Origin of the sequence: Peribacillus frigoritolerans (assembly GCF_004358755.1) — a bacterium.
Taxonomy (GTDB): Bacteria; Bacillota; Bacilli; order Bacillales; family Bacillaceae; genus Bacillus_P.
In genome coordinates, this window is the sequence record NZ_SMZY01000001.1 from 457619 (window position 1) to 477157 (window position 19539).

Annotated in this window: 28 protein-coding genes; 19 read left to right on the plus strand and 9 right to left on the minus strand. The window is 38.4% G+C overall.

Translation table 11 applies throughout. The features are described 5' to 3' along the window. Positions 1-178: 178 nt before the first annotated feature. Positions 179-1099 carry a hypothetical protein gene (locus E2R53_RS02320; RefSeq protein WP_133310223.1) on the minus strand — a complete coding sequence of 307 codons (921 nt, stop codon included), beginning with the start codon at positions 1097-1099 and terminating at the stop codon, positions 179-181. A 259-nt stretch (positions 1100-1358) separates the two neighbouring features. Here E2R53_RS02320 and E2R53_RS02325 point away from each other — a divergent pair, with 259 nt between their 5' ends. The 5 genes from E2R53_RS02325 (at position 1359) to E2R53_RS02350 (ending at position 6281) form a co-directional block, all read left to right on the plus strand. After that, positions 1359-1733, plus strand: coding sequence for a DUF3888 domain-containing protein (locus tag E2R53_RS02325; protein WP_133310224.1), 375 nt, complete (start codon positions 1359-1361; stop codon positions 1731-1733). A gap of 304 nt (positions 1734-2037) precedes the next feature. Then, complete coding sequence (locus E2R53_RS02330) at positions 2038-2358, plus strand: hypothetical protein (protein WP_133310225.1); 321 nt, start codon at positions 2038-2040, stop codon at positions 2356-2358. A gap of 118 nt (positions 2359-2476) precedes the next feature. Beyond that, positions 2477-3025, plus strand: a complete 549-nt coding sequence (locus E2R53_RS02335; protein WP_133310226.1) for an SF0329 family protein — start codon at positions 2477-2479, stop codon at positions 3023-3025. Between the two features lie 379 nt (positions 3026-3404). After that, complete coding sequence (locus tag E2R53_RS02340) at positions 3405-4466, plus strand: VanZ family protein (protein ID WP_133310227.1); 1062 nt, start codon at positions 3405-3407, stop codon at positions 4464-4466. Positions 4467-5186: 720 nt separating this feature from the next. Beyond that, positions 5187-6281 (plus strand): L-dopachrome tautomerase-related protein, encoded by a 1095-nt coding sequence (locus tag E2R53_RS02350; protein ID WP_133310228.1) that lies wholly within the window; start codon positions 5187-5189, stop codon positions 6279-6281. A 72-nt stretch (positions 6282-6353) separates the two neighbouring features. On the opposite strand, the gene E2R53_RS02355 is transcribed toward E2R53_RS02350, so the two are convergent. Genes E2R53_RS02355 through E2R53_RS02375 form a run of 5 tightly spaced genes read right to left on the minus strand, consistent with a single transcriptional unit; the run spans position 6354 to position 8655 of the window. Beyond that, complete coding sequence (locus tag E2R53_RS02355; protein ID WP_133310229.1) at positions 6354-6653, minus strand: spore coat protein; 300 nt, start codon at positions 6651-6653, stop codon at positions 6354-6356. Continuing rightward, positions 6650-6853 (minus strand): hypothetical protein, encoded by a 204-nt coding sequence (locus E2R53_RS02360; protein ID WP_133310230.1) that lies wholly within the window; start codon positions 6851-6853, stop codon positions 6650-6652. The genes E2R53_RS02355 and E2R53_RS02360 overlap by 4 nt, the downstream gene beginning before the upstream one ends. Positions 6854-6869: 16 nt before the next feature. After that, positions 6870-8006, minus strand: a complete 1137-nt coding sequence (locus E2R53_RS02365; RefSeq protein WP_133310231.1) for a zinc-dependent alcohol dehydrogenase — start codon at positions 8004-8006, stop codon at positions 6870-6872. A gap of 18 nt (positions 8007-8024) precedes the next feature. Then, complete coding sequence (locus tag E2R53_RS02370; RefSeq protein ID WP_133310232.1) at positions 8025-8393, minus strand: spore coat protein; 369 nt, start codon at positions 8391-8393, stop codon at positions 8025-8027. 16 nt (positions 8394-8409) lie between these two features. Beyond that, positions 8410-8655, minus strand: coding sequence for a spore gernimation protein GerQ (locus E2R53_RS02375; protein ID WP_133310233.1), 246 nt, complete (start codon positions 8653-8655; stop codon positions 8410-8412). Positions 8656-9154: 499 nt separating this feature from the next. Between E2R53_RS02375 and E2R53_RS02380 the strand changes: the two genes are divergently transcribed. Next, positions 9155-9811, plus strand: a complete 657-nt coding sequence (locus tag E2R53_RS02380) for a hypothetical protein (protein ID WP_133310234.1) — start codon at positions 9155-9157, stop codon at positions 9809-9811. 103 nt (positions 9812-9914) lie between these two features. Next, positions 9915-10304 (plus strand): VOC family protein, encoded by a 390-nt coding sequence (locus E2R53_RS02385; protein ID WP_133310235.1) that lies wholly within the window; start codon positions 9915-9917, stop codon positions 10302-10304. Positions 10305-10373: 69 nt separating this feature from the next. Here the strand turns inward: E2R53_RS02385 and E2R53_RS02390 are convergent, their stop codons facing one another. The 3 genes from E2R53_RS02390 to E2R53_RS02400 all read right to left on the minus strand — a co-directional run bounded on the left by E2R53_RS02390 (position 10374) and on the right by E2R53_RS02400 (position 12405). Beyond that, positions 10374-11372 carry an HAAS signaling domain-containing protein gene (locus tag E2R53_RS02390; RefSeq protein WP_133310236.1) on the minus strand — a complete coding sequence of 333 codons (999 nt, stop codon included), beginning with the start codon at positions 11370-11372 and terminating at the stop codon, positions 10374-10376. Next, positions 11359-11706, minus strand: coding sequence for a PadR family transcriptional regulator (locus E2R53_RS02395; RefSeq protein WP_133310237.1), 348 nt, complete (start codon positions 11704-11706; stop codon positions 11359-11361). Before E2R53_RS02395 ends, E2R53_RS02390 begins: the two co-directional genes overlap by 14 nt. 309 nt (positions 11707-12015) lie before the next feature. Next, complete coding sequence (locus E2R53_RS02400; RefSeq protein ID WP_133310238.1) at positions 12016-12405, minus strand: RDD family protein; 390 nt, start codon at positions 12403-12405, stop codon at positions 12016-12018. A 181-nt stretch (positions 12406-12586) separates the two neighbouring features. Here E2R53_RS02400 and rnz point away from each other — a divergent pair, with 181 nt between their 5' ends. The 12 genes from rnz to E2R53_RS02450 all read left to right on the plus strand — a co-directional run bounded on the left by rnz (position 12587) and on the right by E2R53_RS02450 (position 19527). After that, complete coding sequence (gene rnz, locus E2R53_RS02405) at positions 12587-13516, plus strand: ribonuclease Z (RefSeq protein ID WP_133310239.1); 930 nt, start codon at positions 12587-12589, stop codon at positions 13514-13516. Continuing rightward, a complete protein-coding gene (locus E2R53_RS02410) occupies positions 13506-14051 on the plus strand; it encodes a histidine phosphatase family protein (protein WP_133310240.1) in 546 nt (181 codons plus the stop codon). Before rnz ends, E2R53_RS02410 begins: the two co-directional genes overlap by 11 nt. A 75-nt stretch (positions 14052-14126) precedes the next feature. Then, a complete protein-coding gene (gene rpmG / locus E2R53_RS02415; RefSeq protein WP_029279966.1) occupies positions 14127-14276 on the plus strand; it encodes a 50S ribosomal protein L33 in 150 nt (49 codons plus the stop codon). A 160-nt stretch (positions 14277-14436) separates the two neighbouring features. Further along, entirely contained in the window at positions 14437-14985 is a 549-nt protein-coding gene (locus E2R53_RS02420) for a hypothetical protein (protein WP_133310241.1), read from the plus strand. Between the two features lie 119 nt (positions 14986-15104). After that, on the plus strand, positions 15105-15926 hold the full coding sequence (gene nei, locus E2R53_RS02425) for an endonuclease VIII (protein WP_133311120.1): 822 nt from the start codon (positions 15105-15107) through the stop codon (positions 15924-15926). 19 nt (positions 15927-15945) lie between these two features. Then, positions 15946-16488, plus strand: coding sequence for a hypothetical protein (locus E2R53_RS02430; protein ID WP_133310242.1), 543 nt, complete (start codon positions 15946-15948; stop codon positions 16486-16488). Between the two features lie 14 nt (positions 16489-16502). Then, positions 16503-17318, plus strand: coding sequence for a class I SAM-dependent methyltransferase (locus tag E2R53_RS02435; RefSeq protein WP_133310243.1), 816 nt, complete (start codon positions 16503-16505; stop codon positions 17316-17318). Positions 17319-17392: 74 nt separating this feature from the next. Then, positions 17393-17605, plus strand: a complete 213-nt coding sequence (locus E2R53_RS02440) for a DUF4017 family protein (RefSeq protein ID WP_133310244.1) — start codon at positions 17393-17395, stop codon at positions 17603-17605. Between the two features lie 144 nt (positions 17606-17749). Further along, on the plus strand, positions 17750-17917 hold the full coding sequence (locus tag E2R53_RS23040; protein WP_165970862.1) for a hypothetical protein: 168 nt from the start codon (positions 17750-17752) through the stop codon (positions 17915-17917). Between the two features lie 42 nt (positions 17918-17959). Beyond that, the gene (locus E2R53_RS23045) at positions 17960-18121 is read left to right on the plus strand and encodes a hypothetical protein (protein WP_165970863.1); all 162 of its coding nucleotides are present in this window, start codon (positions 17960-17962) and stop codon (positions 18119-18121) included. Positions 18122-18162: 41 nt separating this feature from the next. Next, on the plus strand, positions 18163-18954 hold the full coding sequence (locus E2R53_RS02445; protein WP_133310245.1) for a phosphotransferase: 792 nt from the start codon (positions 18163-18165) through the stop codon (positions 18952-18954). A 30-nt stretch (positions 18955-18984) separates the two neighbouring features. Next, on the plus strand, positions 18985-19527 hold the full coding sequence (locus tag E2R53_RS02450; protein ID WP_133310246.1) for a DUF402 domain-containing protein: 543 nt from the start codon (positions 18985-18987) through the stop codon (positions 19525-19527). The last annotated feature ends 12 nt before the right edge of the window (positions 19528-19539 follow it).

Genomic DNA, 19539 nt, shown 5'->3' on the forward strand with positions numbered 1-19539 from the left:
AGACAACTTTCTAATTTCGGTGTGAAATCCCATCAAAAAACACGCTGAAGTAGTCCCGGTTTGGGAAAAATCAGTGTGTTTTTCTTCTGTCAATTCTTCTCAACTAACTTTGTATAGAGTATTCATTTACCTTTGATTATCAAACGATGGACGTCAATAAAAATTCCCAAAAAAATCTCTACTTTATTTTCATCCTAAAAGAACTGTAAACATTTTGTGAGATGTAATCGTCAGTTGTAACATTGAAAGGTTTAGGAAAGGATAATATTTGTATTATCCCATTATCTAATTTATCAACCTTGTATACCTTCATTTGTTTCGAAACCTCAGCAAAATTTATATACTCTCCATTTAAAGGGGTTTGTTTCCAATTATTAAAAGCAACAATGGCAACTGGAGTTTTCCCATTCTCAAAATCACCAATATGCATATACAAAGGTTTTTCATTAGGATAATCAAGAGTAATATTTAATTCTTGCTTACTATAAGATATAAACATATTTTCTATTGGAACGTTTTTTTCTACTTCTAAAGACTTAAGAGTGCTTAAAATAGTTTCTTGAGTATTAGTATTTAAGTTAAACCTTAAAGGTAAAACTTCTTGAAGAGTAATAATTTTATCTATTTCTTTTGTATTCGTAGTAATTTTATTTGGTTCTTTAATCACTAAAATAGTAAGTTCACTTGCTTTATCAGGGATCTCAATAGAAAATGGCACATTTTCAGTTTCATTAGGTTTTGCTAAAAAAGAATATGTTGTTTTACTTTCTCCGTTAATCTTGAATTCATGTTGTTTGAAATCAACAAGGACTAACATCATATATTCCCTAGATGTATTAATGAAATTAGACAAAGATAAAGTGAATTTATTATTTCTCTCTAGATCGTTTAATTCATGTTCTTTAATTAGTTTATCGTTTTTGTATAGACCAACACTAATTGTATTAGTACCTTCTCCAGTTAAACCGGAAATATTCTCTTTTGTGCCGAGCTTATTATTTGTTTTATTCTCAGTAAAATTTAATAAATATGAACTTAAAAAACCTATTGTAAAAAGAAGAATAATTAAACAAATCCACTTTAGATATTTGTTTTTCATAAAATCATACTCCTTATTTATTAAGAATTAGCTATTGGAATAAAATCCAACGGCTAATACTATTTAGTGCCAAGTACTTGTTTAGGTTTCATGATACATGTCCTTAAATCCATAATCTTTAAATAAGTGATTTCCTATTGCATCATTATCCCATGTAACATCGTCCCTTTTTGCTTAGAAATGGGTCATATTTTAGAATATGAAGACTTGTTGAAAAAAAGTAGGCCAGGCTACTAATAAAAAGGAGATAGCTGCAATTATGAAACGTTTATTAATTGCCTTAACTGTGATTTCGTTATATTTGAATTTAACATTTACAATCCAAGGAGTTGCTGAAATTAAAAAAGTAAGTGTGGGAGAAAAGCATAATGATTTTTATGATGCATTATTGGTATTACTAGACCCTTACGCCAGAGAAGCAATTAAGAAAAAATATCCAGAACGTAGTTATGGTTTATGGAATGCTGAAATCTTAGAAGTTACTCGAAAGTCAGATGGGTATTCCCAGTACAATTTCACAGTAAAGGTTAAATACGACACATATACAGGTCCTCATAATCCACCGGAGAGTCCTGTTAATATTACTTTTGGTGTAAAGTTAGAAGGGGTTAATGTTATAGAAGTACTAGGATGATGTTAAGATTCCATATTCAACAATCGGGGGCGATTGCAGCAAAACGTATCGCCTTTGATTAATGAGGTATTAGCAGGAAGGATTTGTGGAATGAATAACGGGTTCGGTTTAGTATGCAAATAAGAATGGTCATTAAAAGTTGCATATCAATTCACTAATAAAAAATTGCACGAAGGGTACTTTATTGTAACCTTTTGTGTGATTTTTTTGAATTTTGATAATGATAATGAATCTTATACTTACTGTAAAACGTAAGAAGGATACAAATATAAAATGTTTTAATCAACATCAAGGGGGAATTTTGTTGAGAAAGATAGTTATTGCCGTTCTTACATTAGCTGCATTATTAGGAACCAATTATACAGTATCCTATGTTTTCAAAGTCGGATTTATTGATTACTCTACGATCGTCGGTTTTCTCGGTGCCGGATTGATTTGGTTTTTTACTTCTAGCGGAGGTTATACATCGAAACACACTGATGTTTTGATTCAGACACAAACAACAAACTTTAAGATGAAAGAGGAAAAGCATTCTTTTTCATTAAACACAGCTTTTGTAACTGCTATCATCTATGCAACAATTTCGTTACTTATTACCATATACACATATAAGGAGTATTTTTAAAGCCAAATAGGATAAGACCAATTATTCAGCAATCGGGGGCATTAGTTGAATAACGAATATCGCTCTTGTTCCGAAATAAAAAAGGTAAACTTTTACAATTTAGAGAGGAGGGGGTTTATTGTCATATCATCCTAAATGGAGCAAAGCAAAGAAACGTTTAATGAGTTTGGTATGCGAATCTTTGCATTCAAGAGTAGATTTTCAAGTGATTAATTATCGAAAAGCTCACGACCAGTTAGGGAGAGCTGTCATAAGTGTTGATAAAGTAGAAATGTTAAGTATGTGTACATTTACTGCTGAAAGAGAAGAATATTATAGAGAAAGAGATATCCGTATTCAATTAGACGATTTTAGCTATGATAATGTTTTTAATAATCGAGCAATCCAAGAACAAGCTCAAGAACGATTAAGTATGGAAGGTATTTATGGACAATATGATTTTTTTTCTGCTGTGGAAGAATTTTTTAATTCACCAATTGAAGTATCTCTAAAGTCGAATAATATGTTAATAAAAATATTGTGTATGTTGGACCGTCGTGTAGGGAAAAGAACTTTACGTAAAATGAAAGAATTTATTTCTGAAGAAAAATCATTAGTTCAGGATTTTTATAAATTACGTTGTGAGGCAGAAAATATACATTTTAGAACAGAAAAAGAACTTCCATAAAACACGAAGTTCTTTTTCTACGTCTTATCAACATTCAACTTTAATAAAGCCTATGACAATTGAAGAATTGTAAAAAATAGCAGTGTTATTCTCCTTTTATAGATAAGGGGAATTAAGATATTGTGAGTTGCCCTTATGCAACAATCGGGGTCGTTAGTTTAAGAAGACGATCAGGCTGCTACGGCTGCCTTTTAGAGGGGTATAATTGGAAAATGTGCGAGTGCGTGAGGGTTATTATGAGTTTCAGTTTGCTTGTCATCATTGTGGCGTTAGGGGGATGTTCAAGTTCTTCTAAAGCTTTCGAGTTCTCCTGAGGCAAAAGGCGTTGGCTATCAAATAGTAGACGAGTCTCACTCTGCGAGAAGGAAGGATTGTAATTATGTATCAAGGGAAGTTACGAAAAGTAACGATTGTGTTGTTAACATTATATACAGCTTTGACCCTCTATTTCTTGTATCTTGGTTTCAATAGAGGTTCCCTAGGGCAAGAATCTAGCTTACGATTTAACCCAATACCTGGAGCGATTCAATTGCATTATCCAATGGGAAGAGACTTTCAAAATTGGTTTTTTCAGTTCGGGAATTTTGTAGCGTTCATACCTTTTGGGATTATCATTCCACTCCTGTTTCGATGTAGTTTTAGACGATTTATAACCTTTTTTATTTTGTCTATCACAATACTTGAAACCCTACAAATGTTTTCTGGTTTGGGAGCTTTTGATATAGACGATATCATCATTAATCTATTAGGTGCTTCGATAGGATTTGCGGCACAGCGAATAGTCACCGGTGACCGAGATAAACCAAAAGGGATTTGCAGAATATTCATAATGGCTATTGTACTTGCCCTTTGTACTATTATGATTATTGGCGGTATCAATAATTATCTAGAAAAAGGGGGAGGGGAAACCGCAGCTCTGAATGAACTGATCTTAAAAGATGGGTCTGTACAGTGGGATGAAAGCTTGTCCAGCTTTACAGTAGACCGAAAAGAGGTTACGCCTCAAATAAATCTGTATAGTAGAAACAATACGAAAAACAATGAATTCACGTATCAATTAGATGGCAAATATAAAAACATAACAGGCCATGTCGCCATACCGGACGATGTAATTAACGTTGCAAGAACAGAAGGTAGTGACATAGAATTCATCAGTGGCGGAACAGTCATTTATTCGTTAGGGCTATCAGTCACAGGCGAGGAGGATTTTCAAATCCCTTTAGATGGTGTAACTGACCTTACCATAAAAGTAATTAACAAAGACCAAAATCCACTTACAAATGCTGTGATGTGGGATATTACTCTTACAGAGGTAAACACAGGACAAAAAGTTATTAATAATATAAGAGAAAAAATAAGAGCATTTAATAAAGACCTCAACAAAGAAACGAAAATAAGCTGCATACCACCTCAAGAAGTACAGCTTTCCGATAATACTTGATTCTACAGTTAATATTGTATGTGGTTAATTAGCCATATTAGGACACATATTTTCTGTATTTGTTAGTTTTAAAGGCGGATGTATCACTAAGTTCAATGTTGGCTTCTATCAGTCTAATATTTGAAGATAAAGTTATCTTTGCACTTTCTCTATCAATAATTGTTTCAATAATTATCTTCATCAACAAAATATAAAAAGAATCCTAAGTGGATCAGAGAACAAAATAGTCGAATGATAATGATTATCTTGTAAAGTTAAAGGGGCGATTGCAGCAAAGTGGATCGCCTTTTCTTATTGGAAGGACTTGGGCTGGATTGTTGAAGAGAGATCTTCTAGAGATTTATAGAGTTATCAGTGGGGAAATATACAAATAAAGGCGACGAAATCATCGCCAAATTTTAGCTTCTTAATTTGAACGTTCCTTATGATAAATATAATCAACCCGTTCTTTAGTTTTCAAAAGTAGTGAAACTAAAATTGCAGTGTATATAGATGTTAAAAGAATTGCAATTATTCCAACACCCAACAAATTATTATTCCCATACATTAATACCACCACCTATTTCTTTTATTGTTTCAACAATATTTTGCTCTTGAAACTTATTTTTATTCAAAAGAATCAGATCATCACATTTAGAAACTTACTAAGTGAAACATGCACTAGAAAAAATTTGCATCATATATAGATGATATCCCGTTTGAATGCTCGAGGAGGATATTATGAAACCTATGTTACCCAGTGAACAATATTTCGGTCATTTTGAGCTAGTTCATGCATTCTATGGAGCTATGCCGACAGGTGTCACTGTTTCAGAAGCCGGTCGTATTTTCGTTTGCTTTCCAAAATGGGGAGACGATGTTAAATTTACGGTGGCGGAAATTGTTGGGGATAAATTGCTGCCTTATCCTAATTTACAAACCAATTTGGTTAACCCCGAGAATATCACAATGACTTTCATCAGTGTCCAAAGTGTAGTTGCGGATGGCTTGGGCACGCTTTGGGTACTGGATACAGGGGCACCTAATTTTTCTGTACCCATTAAAGGCGGGGCAAAGTTAGTCGCTGTTGATTTAAAAACTAATACAATCAGAAGGGTATATACCTTTAAAGATGATGTTGTCCTGCCAACAACTTATCTGAATGATGTCCGTTTTGATTTTCGTGTTGGAAAAGCAGGTTATGCCTATATAACGGATTCTTCTTCAAGAGGACCAGGAGCCATAATCGTTGTCGATTTATCAAACGGAAACGCTTTTAGACGGTTAAATGGAGCAAATTCAACTTCACCAGATCCTTATTTTGTACCGAAAGTAGAAGGTCAAATTTTAATGAATCGAAACCAGGACGGTTCAACTTCTCCATTCAAATTGGCGTCTGATAGTCTTGCGATTTCTCCCGATGGAAAGGTATTATATTTTGCTCCATTAACCAGTCGTCATTTGTTCTCGATTTCAACAGAAGTCCTCAGAAATAAAAGGATACAAGACATGGATTTAACTAATTATGTAGAGTATTGGGGAGAAAAAGGGGCATCTGATGGAATGATTACCGATGCAAAAGGAATCGTGTATGCTGGGGACTATGAAAATAACAGTATTCGTAAGATATTTCAGAATGGAGCAATGGAAACAATCGCTCATGATCCAAGAATTTTGTGGCCGGATACTTTTTCTATTGGTTTGGATCAATATTTGTATGTCATTGTGAACCAATTACACCGACAGCCTAGATTTCATTATGGAAAAGACCTGCGACAGAAACCTTACAGTTTACTTCGTATGAAAATTGGTGAATTTCCTGCTCCAACCATTTAAAAAAACGGTTAAACGTAATTAAATCAAATAGGAGCAGTGTAGGTTTTAAGGGTAACTGCTCCTAATTGATTTTTACAGGGTGGGTAAGTTTAATGCTGTCTCGATATTATTTAAATCCAAACTGATTTGTTTGTTAGTATCCCAAGCATGATACCAACCTTTTTCTGCTATATAAGCCGATAGTTGTTCATGAAAATCAAGTGCTTCCACTAAGTGGCGAGTGAGAATTTCTTTAATTTCAGGTGTTCCTGCCTCAGTAACTGCCATTGCATAGTTTCTAACCCCGCTTTTAGCTGAAATGAGCATGTCCATTGCAACCACTTGATCTGATAGTGCATTCATGCCAGTAAAATTTTCAATGATCGGATTCATTTTGACTCACCTCTAGCGTTGGAAAGGACAGAAGCATATTCCTGTAATTGTCTAGTAGAAACATCAATGTCTTGCAGCATAATGTCCTTTAAAAGCTGATCTGTAACTAACGCTTTCATCGTTTTAGATTTAGTTAAACAAGTGGTTTTAAATGCAGCAATCTCATGGACTTCAAGAACTTCATGTAAGGCATAATTCATATTATTATCTCCTTCCTCATGGCTTCAGTATAACTTTTATACAATCATCCATTTTTGTGTCAAAAATCTCATAGCCACGCTTTGCTTCACTAAGTGGAATTACATGACTTACTACATCACCTGGGTCGATTTTACCGGTTGAAACTAATTCAAACATATATGGCATATAGTGAATCACAGGTGCCTGCCCAGAGCAGATGTTGATATTTCGCTGCATAATATCTCCAAGTGGAAAACCATTATATCTGCCGCCGTAAACGCCAGTAACTTGAATTGTCCCGCCTTTTCGTACTGCTTGTGTAGCCATGATAAACGGACCTAATGCTCCACCTTGAAGTTTCATTCCGCTCGCGAGAAATTCTAAATCAGTCATTTTACCGTCCATACCAACTGCATCAATAACAACATCAGCACCACCCTTCGTTATTTCCTTCAAATGCATTCCCACATTTTCAAAGTGTTCAAAATTTACAATTTCAACTTTATTGGTACGTTTGGCATGCTGCAGACGATAGTCTACATAATCTACGGCAATGACCCGCTTTGCTCCTTTAAGCCAACAGAATTTTTGAGCAAAAAGACCAACTGGACCACAGCCAAAAATGATAACTGTATCTCCACCCTTTACTCCTGCATTGTCAACGCTCCAAAAACCAGTAGTCATCGCATCCGCTATTACTGTTAACTTTTCATCAGGTTCTTCACAAGTTTCCGGAATCTTGAAATGAGTAAAGTTGGCAAAGGGTACTCTTAAATATTCGGCTTGCCCGCCTGGATAGCCGCCCGTTGTACCAGAATATCCGAAATATGCACCCATATCACCATTATCATTAGAATTATCACATTGGCTTTCCAAATGGTTTTTACAATAAATACAATCCCCACATGCTATATTAAAAGGGATAATGACTCGATCTCCCTTTTTTACCTTTGTCACATCCGGACCGACTTCTTCGACGATTCCCATTGGTTCATGACCGATAACGTAGTCTTCTTGCATGTTTGGAATCATGCCATGAATTAAGTGTAAATCAGATCCACATATTGCTGTACTCGTAACTTTAATAATCATGTCATCTGGTTTTTCAATTTTTGGATCTGGAACTTCTTTTACTACAACATTTTTAATACCCTGATACGTTACCGCTTTCATGTTATATAGCCTCCAGTGTTAGTGTTCATCGGGTGTCCGGTCAAACATACCTTTTCTATTGGTTTCAACAGGAAATAAATTCATTTTGCCAATCATCAATGTATTGTTGGCAGAAAGCTGGTCTAGTTTATACTGTTCACTTAGTTCGTACGGATGGAACCATTTTTTGTTAACCATTAAGTCTGTAATTTCTTGGTGCATAGAAATACCTTGCATTAATTGGTTTCGTAATAGGGCTCTAACATCAGGTGATGCAGACTCTGTTAAAGCGACAGAAATATTACGCACCCCTTCTTTTGCACGAAGAAGGAAATCCATGGCAAATGTGGTATCAGCTAACTCAGGTACATGTAATGAGTTTATAGGGTCTAAATAGTCATTATTCAATGAAGTTGCCTCCTTTTCAATTTACTATTGGTGTTGGCCGGTTTTGCGGAACAGGAGCTTCAAAAGGCGCACGTTGATAAATTGCCTGTAATTCTCCAAGCGATTGGATAGATTGTTCAACATCTTTTTTCATTAATGCTCTCAAATCCTGATCAAATACCAGACCTTGCATTAGTTTAGATTTAGCTAAGCAAAGGGTTTTAAAGTTAATAACTTCATGTAAATCCAATGACTCATGGTCGGCTAATTTTTTTATATCCATTTTAAAAAAACCTCCTTATTCGATAATGCAGTCTACTGTATTGTTCCAAAATAGGAGTGAACAATTCTTCCATGTTTTTCAAAGTTGGTAAGGCTGGAATATTCATAAAGCTGGCGGAAACCATTTACTTTAGAGGCACGAGGCGGATTTTTCTTCCATATTAACGTAATAACACAGCTAAATGGCAAGGAGCTAATTAATAAGGAAAGAACTAATCAATAAACATAAAATTTTTTTCGATACATAACCAAAGAATGCGTTCACAGATGATAGGGCAAAGCAGTAAAGCCCTGCTTATTGATTGGTATTTACCGTGTTAATTAGCTGTTTTCACCTTTCTGCCAATCCCGTTATTTAATGAAAGAGCCTTTTTATTTTGCCGAGCAAGTCTCAATGTCCATCCAAAGTAGTATAGTCATTCCTCCAAACAACTGAAGTCTTTCCTTCTTAATGCAAGTAAACTGGAAACAGCTGAACTAATTGTTGAGAGGAGATCATAATGAATTTATTTCATTACCACTGGTGGACTGACAAAGCGGAAGAGATGGAAAACTTTTACGGGGAATTGGGTTTTAAGGTCACATTAAGAGTTGGCAGGTATCAAGATAAATTTGAAGCTTTTAACCCTCCACTGCAATGGAACGATTTTAGGCATAAGGATATTAAGTTTAGAATTATCGAAATGGTAAAAGGACAAACAAATATTACATTTGGAAATGGTAGTCGGGACATTTTTGATCATTTCGGATTTATAGTGGATTCAGCTGAATATGATCAGATTATCAATAGAGCAAATAATCAGGGTTGGAAAGTGAATGAAGATGTACGGAGAACATTTATTTCTACCCCTTGGAAGGTGAAAGTAGAAGTACAAAAAAGAAGAGAAGTTGTTCAAGAGGAAAATCATACGCGAATGAATCAGATGGAAATACACTTACCATTCTCCATTAATAACCCTTCGTTATTTGGCACGCTTTTGGGTCAAAAAATAATTCGGAAAAACTCAGAATTAGTCATTCTCGGGAGCAACGATTGGACGGTGAAGTTTGTAGATTCCACTGAGACGCGCTTGCATTCTGTATCATTTCACTCGAATCGTTTCTCTAACACAGCAGACCCAGTCAACACCATTTTAATTGAAAATAATGCAAACTAAAGGAAAAGTGTGATTGCAATTCATGCTAACAGAAGCGTTAATCCAAGGAAGATTGAAGGCTTTATTTTTATAGTGTGTAATAACACTTATAGGGGGAGACTAGTTGAATTACGTACAAGTTCGTGTAGCTAGACCAACAAACAACTTACAGGAGATCATTCGATTTTATGGGAGAGGATTAGGGTTGAAACAAATCGCGCAATTTCAAGATCATGAAGGCTTTGACGGGGTGATGTTTGGTATTCCTGATGCATCGTACCATTTGGAATTTACGCAGCATATAGATGGAAGTCCGTGCCCTGCTCCAACAAAAGATAATTTACTTGTTTTCTATATTCCTAGTAAAGGTGAGATTCAGCGTTTACACAGTCATTTGACAACGATGGGCTACAAAGCGGTCGAACCTGAAAATCCTTACTGGAACGAATCTGGTGTTACGATTGAAGATCCAGATGGTTGGCGTATCGTTTTAATGTGTACAAAAGGAATTTAGTTGTGGGTTCTTAGAAAAATTAAAGGAACTTCTAAGTTGGAAGTTCCTACTCAATAGCGCCCGCATAAATTAACGGATTCTGGCCTTGCGGAATCCATTGAACACATTGAATGCCGCAGACAGTATAAATATGATTATCACGCTACCGACAAGCCATGTTTGAAATCGCACAGCTGAGGTGTTAAATAAATTGCTCATATACGCAATAAATTCTTGGTTCATTACCTTTGGATCGCTTAGTATGACAAGGAATACAACCGTTCCGATAAGTTCAAGAGCAGCAGTAAAGATGGCCATTTTCTTTGTCCATTGCCCCTTGATCAGTTTGTAAAGAGATAATGCTATTTCGATGGCAATGATCACGAGAACAATTGGCCAATACTGTAGTAATACTTCTTGATTCAAGGCTGGAATTAAGAATTTGAGACCCTCATTACCGCCTTCATAGAAACCCAAAAGATGATTGGCATGAAAGTAAAAGGCTGCCCAAATCGCCGTCCACATTAAATATCCAAATACTTCGAGTTTAGTAATGGCTTTTTTCTTCGGGATATAAGGAATGTTCTTCAGATCATCAGGTGTCCATTTTTTCAAACTAGCGGATAATGGCTGCTGGTTTTTTCCTTTATCTGTTCTTTCAATAATCACGAAAACAAGAGTAAGCCAGAAAAAGGTGTGGATGCTTACTTCGATCATTTTCCAAATACCAAAACCAGTAATAGTTAAAACCACATCAATGATTGTTTCTCCGTGGGGAAATCCTATAAAATATTCTGCGATAACAGAAATCAGGGAAATAGCAGCAGCAATAGGCAGGATCATTTTCAATAAAGAGACATACACATCGAGATAGCGCGGACCAATTAGATGCATAGGCTGATCCAGGTATCCGCTGGCTAACGCTGCGGGATTTCCCAGTTTTTCAAGAACGGCATATGCATCTTCTTCAGTGTGATCATCAGGCAGCATATCCTCAATCGTTGACCGCAGCTCAAGGGCAATATCCTGACGGTTTTTTTCAGGCAGTCTGCGAGTGACTTCATATATATAAACCTCAATCACATTCATCTTCGTTCTCTCCTTTTACCAAACGATAAAGTTCTTTCGTATTTTTTAACCATTCTTGTTTCAGCGTCAAAAAGATTTCCAGTCCGTAATCGCTTAATACGTAATATTTGCGGGGCCTGCTTTCGGTTGTGTCCCAGCTGCTCGTGACTAATTCCTGTTTTTCTAACCGGCGAAGCAATGGATATAAAGTGCTTTGATCGATATTGATACCTGATTCCTCCAATAACTGAACAAGTGAATAGCCATATTGTGGTGTTCGCAATTGACTTAAAACGGCCAATGTCAGTGTTCCTCTCCTAAGCTCTGTAGATAATGAATTTAATAAAGTGCTCATTCACCCACCTCGTTTTTAAATACTGTATGACAAACACTATTTGTCTTATGCTATGTGTCATACACTATTGTGGTTACAGTAATAATGGAAAATAGGTGTTTGATAAGGGGGAACCCCATTTTGTAGGCGAGAATTCGTGCTTTGGATGCTGCATGAAATGCAAAAAAGCGCTGATCCTTGTTATAGGAAAGCGCCAAGTAATGGTTTCATGTATTAAGAAAGTCTTATATCAAGTAAAATTATTTGTAAATTTATTAAAGCACAATGTGTGCAGCATGTGCACAAAAGTAATGTGTATGCCTGCCGCCTCTACACTTCCCGCACTTCTGTCCCCGAAAAGCGATCATGTGGAAGGACGGCTCCTTCTTGGGCTTCAAACGTTTTCCGGTTCTTTATGTAATCAAATGTACTCAATGTATCCCTGTAGGCCATGCGTTTAATAATTTGGCGGGAAGTCAGTTCTGAACCATCCTCATTTTCAAGGGCCAGCCCCATTTTTTTGTAGCCTGCGGTTTGACCGCTTTTGCGCAGCTGTGCGTACTCGAGTGTCCACATGACAATCGTCGGTGTGATCAGCGTATGTACTGCTTCGCTTTTGACTTTTTTGCGCAGGAAATACTCAACTCCAGCTGTCACAGCGCTTGAGATCGCCAAGTCTATTAGAATCGCTTTTGTCCGTTTTTTTGTTAGTGATTTCACCAATGTTCCTCCTCTGTATTTGATTGCTAGTACTTATACGAATAAAGAACAGGTAAGTTTCAATTTGATTAAAAATGGTATAGCATATATGTCTTTTCCCATCTAAATTCTTTCCAATCTTCATCTTTTTCCCTTTTTCATGTATTCTAGAATTACTAGAAAGCGGATGAGGTGAAGCTTCATGGATTTGCTGTTTTTGGGGACAGGTGCCGGGATGCCGGCAAAAGCGAGAAACGTTACGTCTGTTGCACTGCGGCTGCTTGAAGAGCGGCAGGCGGTCTGGCTGTTTGACTGCGGGGAGGCCACGCAGCATCAGATCCTGCATACAAGTATTAAACCGAGAAAAATAGAGAAGATTTTCATCACCCATATGCATGGGGATCATATTTACGGACTTCCAGGTTTGCTTGGAAGCCGTTCGTTTCAGGGAGGGGAAGAACCGCTAGTGATTTACGGTCCTTCGGGCATAAAAGACTATGTGGAAGCTTCTCTGAGATTGAGTTATACGCATTTGAAATATCCGCTTGAAATTGTGGAATTTGAAGACGGGACTGTTTTTGAAGACAGCCAGTTTAAAGTGGAGGCCAAAAGGCTTTCGCATGGTGTTCCATCCTACGGCTACCGGATCACAGAAAAGGATCTGCCCGGCATGCTTATGGTCGATAAGCTGAAAGAAGCGGGTGTTCAGCCCGGACCGCTTTACAAGAAACTGAAAAACGGAGAATCGGTCACGCTTGAAGACGGACGGACACTGCATGGGGAGGACTTTCTCGGGGCTCCTAAAAAAGGAAGAATCGTTACCATTCTTGGTGATACAAGAACTTGCCCTCAGGTAGAGGAGCTAGCAGCAAATGCCGACCTGCTTGTTCATGAATCCACGTTCGGCAAGGACGATGAACAGCTTGCGTATGAGTATTTTCATTCCTCCACAACCCAGGCAGCCAGAGCCGCTTTTAATGCAGGAGTGAAAAAATTGGTTCTGACACATATCAGTGCCCGGTATCAGAATGAGGATCAGCATACTCTTTTAAGCGAAGCTTCCGCTATATTCCCGAATACAGCCGTTGCAGAAGATTTTTCATGTTTTGAGGTTGTGAGACATGACAGTTAAACACCTCTATTTGATCCGCCACTGCCAGGCGCATGGTCAGAAGGTTTCGGCCTCTCTGACCGTAGCGGGGTTTCAGCAGGCTGAAAGGCTTGTTTCTTTTTTTGAAGGGAAGAAAATTGACCGGATTCTCTCCAGTCCGTTTCGCCGTGCTGTACAGACCGCTGATCCTCTTGCTGCTGCGCGCGGACTAGAGATTGAACGGGACGACAGACTGGCGGAGCGGGTTATGAGCGGAACAGACATGGCAGACTGGAAAGAGAAATTGAAGGAAACGTTTGATGATTTTACCCTCGCTTTTGAAGGCGGAGAATCAAATGAGTCAGGCATGAAGCGGGTAAGCTCACTGCTTGGCGATCTGCAGGCAGCTGATGAGAGTCACATCGTTTTAGTCAGCCATGGAAATCTGTCTGTTCTTTTGCTTAGATCTTTTGAAGAAAGCTATGGATATGACCACATGATGAAGATGAGCAATCCGGATGTCTTTCATATTGAAATCAATGAACATGAAAGAAAGATTCGGAGGATATGGTGTTGACAACTACGAACAGAGTAGATAGAATGTTCTTATCAAATCGTAACTATTACGTTTTATTTTTTAGGAGGAACATTCATGAGAGTTAACGTCACACTTCAATGCACAGAGTCAGGGGACCGCAATTACATTACAACTAAGAACAAACGCAACAATCCTGACCGTCTGGAGCTTAAAAAATATTCTCCGCGACTTAAAAAAGTAACGGTGCACCGCGAAACAAAGTAAGAATTCACAGGGAACTCATCGGAATTTGATGAAGTTCCTTTTTTCTTGCCTGAAAATAGCGAAATACTGCAGATTATTTCCCTCGTATGTTAAAAGGAATACGACATAAATTCCTAGAATATAAAAATAACAGGAGACATTTGAAGAATGGGGGGATTTGGTGAATAAATATAAAGTATCCTTAGGTTTATTCATTTGTTTTGGTCTGGCCTTTGTTATTTGGTCAATGACAGAAATATCACAATCCTTCGATGAGCCTCTTGAAGCGCTGCAGGATACGAAACATGATATGGAAGTAGTCATTCCAGCCTATAAAATAAATGATGAAGCCCTTTATTTCTTCATTGATCAAAACAATCAGCTTGGTACAGCTTTTTTAAAAGAAGGCATTTACGGCTGGAAGACGGGAGCTATTTCTGCAAACCCCCGGCAAAAAATGAAGGCGGATCAAAAGCTTATCGACTATCACGTATATGATGATTCCATGATTTACGGGCTCCTTTCTGACGACGAAGGAGCACTTGAGGTGAATGTAAACGGAGCACCGGCCCGCACACTCGAAATTGGCGTTATGCTTGAGCAGGATCTTGCGCAAAAGTATAATCTGGAAGATAAAATTCTCTGGTATTACCAAGAGAAAAAGCCTGTGCCAGAGGGCGGAAAGACACTCAAAAACAGCGTGATTGTGCTGAACAAAAAAGGATTTTAGTGCTGAAGCTTTGTAGGCTTCTTTTTTTTGGCTGCAGATTGAAGTGTTTTGCGGTCTGACTTATGAGGGTACACTTCATGACAAAAGGCTTTTACATACAAGAAAGGAGTGCTGCTGAAATGCCCGAAGGTCCGGAAATACGCCGTGCTGCCGACCAGATTGAAAAAGCTCTTCTTCCTCTGCCGGTAGGAGAAGTGTCTTTTGCATTTGATCATCAGAAAGATTACGAACCTCTTTTTCAAGGGGCACGAGTGGAAAAAGTCGAGACGAAGGGCAAAGCGATGCTGATCCGCTTCAACAACGGCTACACCATCTATTCCCACAACCAGCTGTACGGGAAATGGGTCGTACGCAATTCCTATACATATCCCAAAACGAACCGGATCCTCAGACTCGCCATCCATAACGAGAAAAAGTCGGCTCTTTTGTACAGTGCCTCTGACATTGAAGTTCTCAGAGACAGTGAAGTGCCGGCTCACCCGTTTATCTGCAAAGCAGGTCCTGATGTCCTGAACGACGACCTCACTTCAGAGGATCTTTTTTACCGTTTCATGGACAAGCGCTTTTTCCGGAGAAGATGGTCTGGCCTGCTTTTAGATCAGGGATTTGTCGCCGGAATCGGAAACTACCTGCGAAGCGAAATCTTGTATGCAGCAGAAATCCACCCGGACATGCGGCCCGTCGACTGCACAGAGGAACAGCTCCGCGCAGCTGCCGATGCCATCATAAACATCACCGTTCAGTCTTACAGACATAAGGGAATCACCAATAACCTGGAGCTCGCCGAAAAACTCAAAAAACAGGGTGAAAAAAGATCCCAGTACCGCCACTGGGTTTTCAACCGCGAAGGAAGAGCATGCCGCAAAGACGGAACGGAAATTGTGAAGGTTATCGCTTCATCCAGGCGGCTGTATTACTGCCCGGAGTGTCAGAAAAGGTGAGAATGAATGGAGAAACCGCATGAAAACAGTTTACAGGATGCGAAACAAGCATCCTGTTTTTTATATGGCGTTCTGTCCAGCTGTGATAAAATGGAAATACAGCAGCGGCTGGTCAGTGTCCTTAAATTTAATGCTGAAGCGAGTGAGTAAGATGAAGGTTCACCAAAAAGATTTTTCAGAAGCTTTATTAACCAGCATCATAGAGACTGAAACGGCAATGAAGAGACTGATAGAAAGGTTGCTGGTGAAAAATAAGTCTGCTTTTGCAGAAAAGAAACTGGATATTCATGGCGAATTTTCTATAGAAGGAAATGACCCTTTTACACCTGAATACAGTTCTTCTGTATGGATTGGCGTTTCTGAAGAAAACGGAGAACTTATTGATTTGCAAACGATTAAAATATGGGAGTGCCATCGGGCTTTTTTAGGGTTGACTACCTCAAAGAAGATCCCCGGGAGTACCATAAGTGGTGAGTATATTGATGAATCGGTTGAAGATGTTGAAGGTGAGTTAGTAGAGTATTTGAGTGATTTTTTAGAAGAGTATCCGCCATCCTTATAGAAACAAGGTGAACTATGAGTGACATAATCAGCTACTACAATACCTTTGATGAATGGGGCAGGCTTGAACGGGAGCCGGTTGAATTTCAAGTGAACTGGCACTATATCAAAAAATATCTTCCGAGTGCCGGGCACATTCTTGACAATGGAGCGGGACCCGGAAAATATTCTATGGCGCTTGCGGAAGATGGATATAGCGTGACACTGACTGATTTAACTCCGCGGCTGGTCAAAATAGCTGAGGATAAAGCAAAAGAACTTTATTTAGCGGAACAGTTTGAAGCTTTTCATGTGGCAGATGCAAGAGATTTGTCCATTTTAAAAGATGAACAATTTGACTCGGCCTTAATGCTTGGCCCCATGTATCATTTGCAGGAAGAAAACGACCGGATCAAAGCCGTAAGGGAGTTATACCGTGTAACAAAGCAGGACGGCTTAGTGTTTGTAGCTTTTATGCCAAGAATCAGACACATCCTCACGTCCCTCTTGTTTCCCGACAACTGGAGACCGAACGATAACATGGACAGCATCACTCAGTTCTCGCAAAATGGAAGCTTTAATCATGCGGATAAGGGCCGGTTCACAGGTGCTTATTATTTTGAGATTGCCGACATTAATCCCTTTATGGAAGCCCATGGATTTGAAACGCTTGAATTAATCGGATCTAATGCGGGTGCTATTTTATCAAAGGAAAACTGGACTTACTGGCACGATAAAGGGGAGAAAGAAGTTCAGAAACTAATCGAGTTAATCATAGAGAAAGCGGCGGATCCATCTATTTTGGGGATATCTTCGCATTTGCTTTATGTTGGGAGGAAGATAAAAAGATAATTACCAAAATTCATAATAAATATATTTCCAATTACGTCCATTTAGTGTAAAAATACACTAAAGGAGGATGTGAAATGAAATTTTCAGAAATAATCATGCCGCCAGTCGTGGTGTATCTTGTAATTTGCTTAATTGGACTTCTTTTACCAGAAGGGGGTCCTAAGGGGTCAGGGTATGATACTAAGATATGGAATCTATACATTATTCAAGTTTATGCGATTCCAGGATTTCTGATCGCGCTAATGGTTTCTCTGTTTGCGAACAGAAAAAAGAAGACTGCCGGATAAAATAGATTTAAGGTGAAGAACAGAAAGCATATATTGAATGGAAAACCTGAAAGATTTTATTGAGGCGTGCGTCCGGAGAAGGGTTCATGCTTCTTTTTGTTGAATACACTTTTGAAAATAATAGCTGGCTGGAGGACACGGAAATTGACGATTCTTGAACTGCTTGCCATTTTTACCGCAGTGTATGTGATCAGGTATTTTTTTGATTCAAAATATAAGCAGAGAAAAAAGAAATGGGTTGTTTCTGATATTTTGCTGACAGTCATGCTCGCTGTGATTGTTCAGGAGATCTATTTTTTCTTTTTCAGTTAGTATGTTAAAGCCGCTTTAGATTTGCCGCCGAAAGGAACGGATATGTCCAATACATTTGTTTTAGAAATTGATTTATCCAAGTGGCAGCAAAATCAAAAGGGGACATTCTTTTCCCGGGTGAGCGAAATCCTGCCTGCCCAACGGCTTGAAGGAGAAGTATTGATGTCCGGGTATTTCATGTCGATGTGGAGAGAAGAGATTTGAGATGTACCATTTAAATAATGAAAAGAAGGAGGTGCCTCGTTTTGTCAAATCCTTCAAACGAAGAATTGCTCACTGGCGGCAACGTGTCCAGTGTGTACCGCTCAGGACAGACAGTAAGACGGGAATGTAAGTCAACTAGCAAACAGATTCATTCACTTCTAAAACATCTAGAAGAAAAAGGATATAATTATTCTCCCAGATATCTCGGAATGGATGAAAAAGGAAGAGAGATTCTGACCTTTATTGAAGGCGAAGCCGGGCATTATCCGCTGAAAAAGTACATGTGGTCAGATGCGGTTTTGCAAGAAACAGCAGAAATGCTCCGGCTCTATCATGATGCTGTCAGTGATTTTCCATTCGACAGCAGCTGGAAACCGCTTGATAATACTCCGCAGCCGTATGAAGTACTCTGTCATAATGATTTTGCGGTATATAACATCATTTTTAATAACCAGCGTCCAATCGGAATCATTGATTTTGATGTCGCCGGACCTGGTCCGCACATTTGGGACATTGCATACACTCTTTATACATGCGTCCCGCTAAGCAGATTTTATCTCTCCGAAACAGGGGAAAAGGTTTATTATCAAGCATCGGAGCATGCCAGCAGGATTAAGCGGAGAATAAACTTGTTCTTTGATTCATACGGAAAGACGTTTGAAGAAGATGTTCTGGATATCGTTCTGCTGCGTATCGAAGGCTTGTGCAAGACGATTATAAGGGAAGCGGGAGAAGGTAATTCTGCTTTTCAGAAAATGATTGAAGAAGGTCATCTTGAACATTATCAAAAAGACCTTTCATTTATATCAAATCATAGGAATGATTGGGAATAATTCATTTTCGACCTGAAAGCGGGGGTTGGCATGCTAAAGTGGAAATACGGAGATTACAGGGACTGGAAACGAGTTGTACAAAAAAGGTTTGCAAGTGCGATAATTTGTTCTAAAGAGTTTATAGGGCATGTAACCTTAATCGAAATTGTCCAAGTAACCGAACCTCTAATTAAAAAATATGGAGAAACGAGTGTTTGTATTGCAGATAACGGCTACAAATGGCTTCAGTACTTCCCAAGAAACGAAAATTTTTCGCTTACTGTCATGTTTGATTCCTGCGGAAAGGTGACACAGTGGTATATAGATATATGTAAAGAAATTGGGGCAGATGAACATGTGCCGTGGATGGATGACTTGTTCATTGACATTGTGGTCCTTCCATCGGGAGAGTGGTTTCGGTTGGATACAGAAGAGCTGGAGGAAGCCCGCAAGCAGGGAGATATTGATCAGGAGCTTTATGAACTGGCCTGGTATGAAGCTCGTCGAATAACAAAGAGAATACAAAACAATGAATTTCCTCTATTAAATTTAGTGAATGAACATAAATTTTTGCTCGAACAAAAACTCAGATAGTATCGTTTTAAA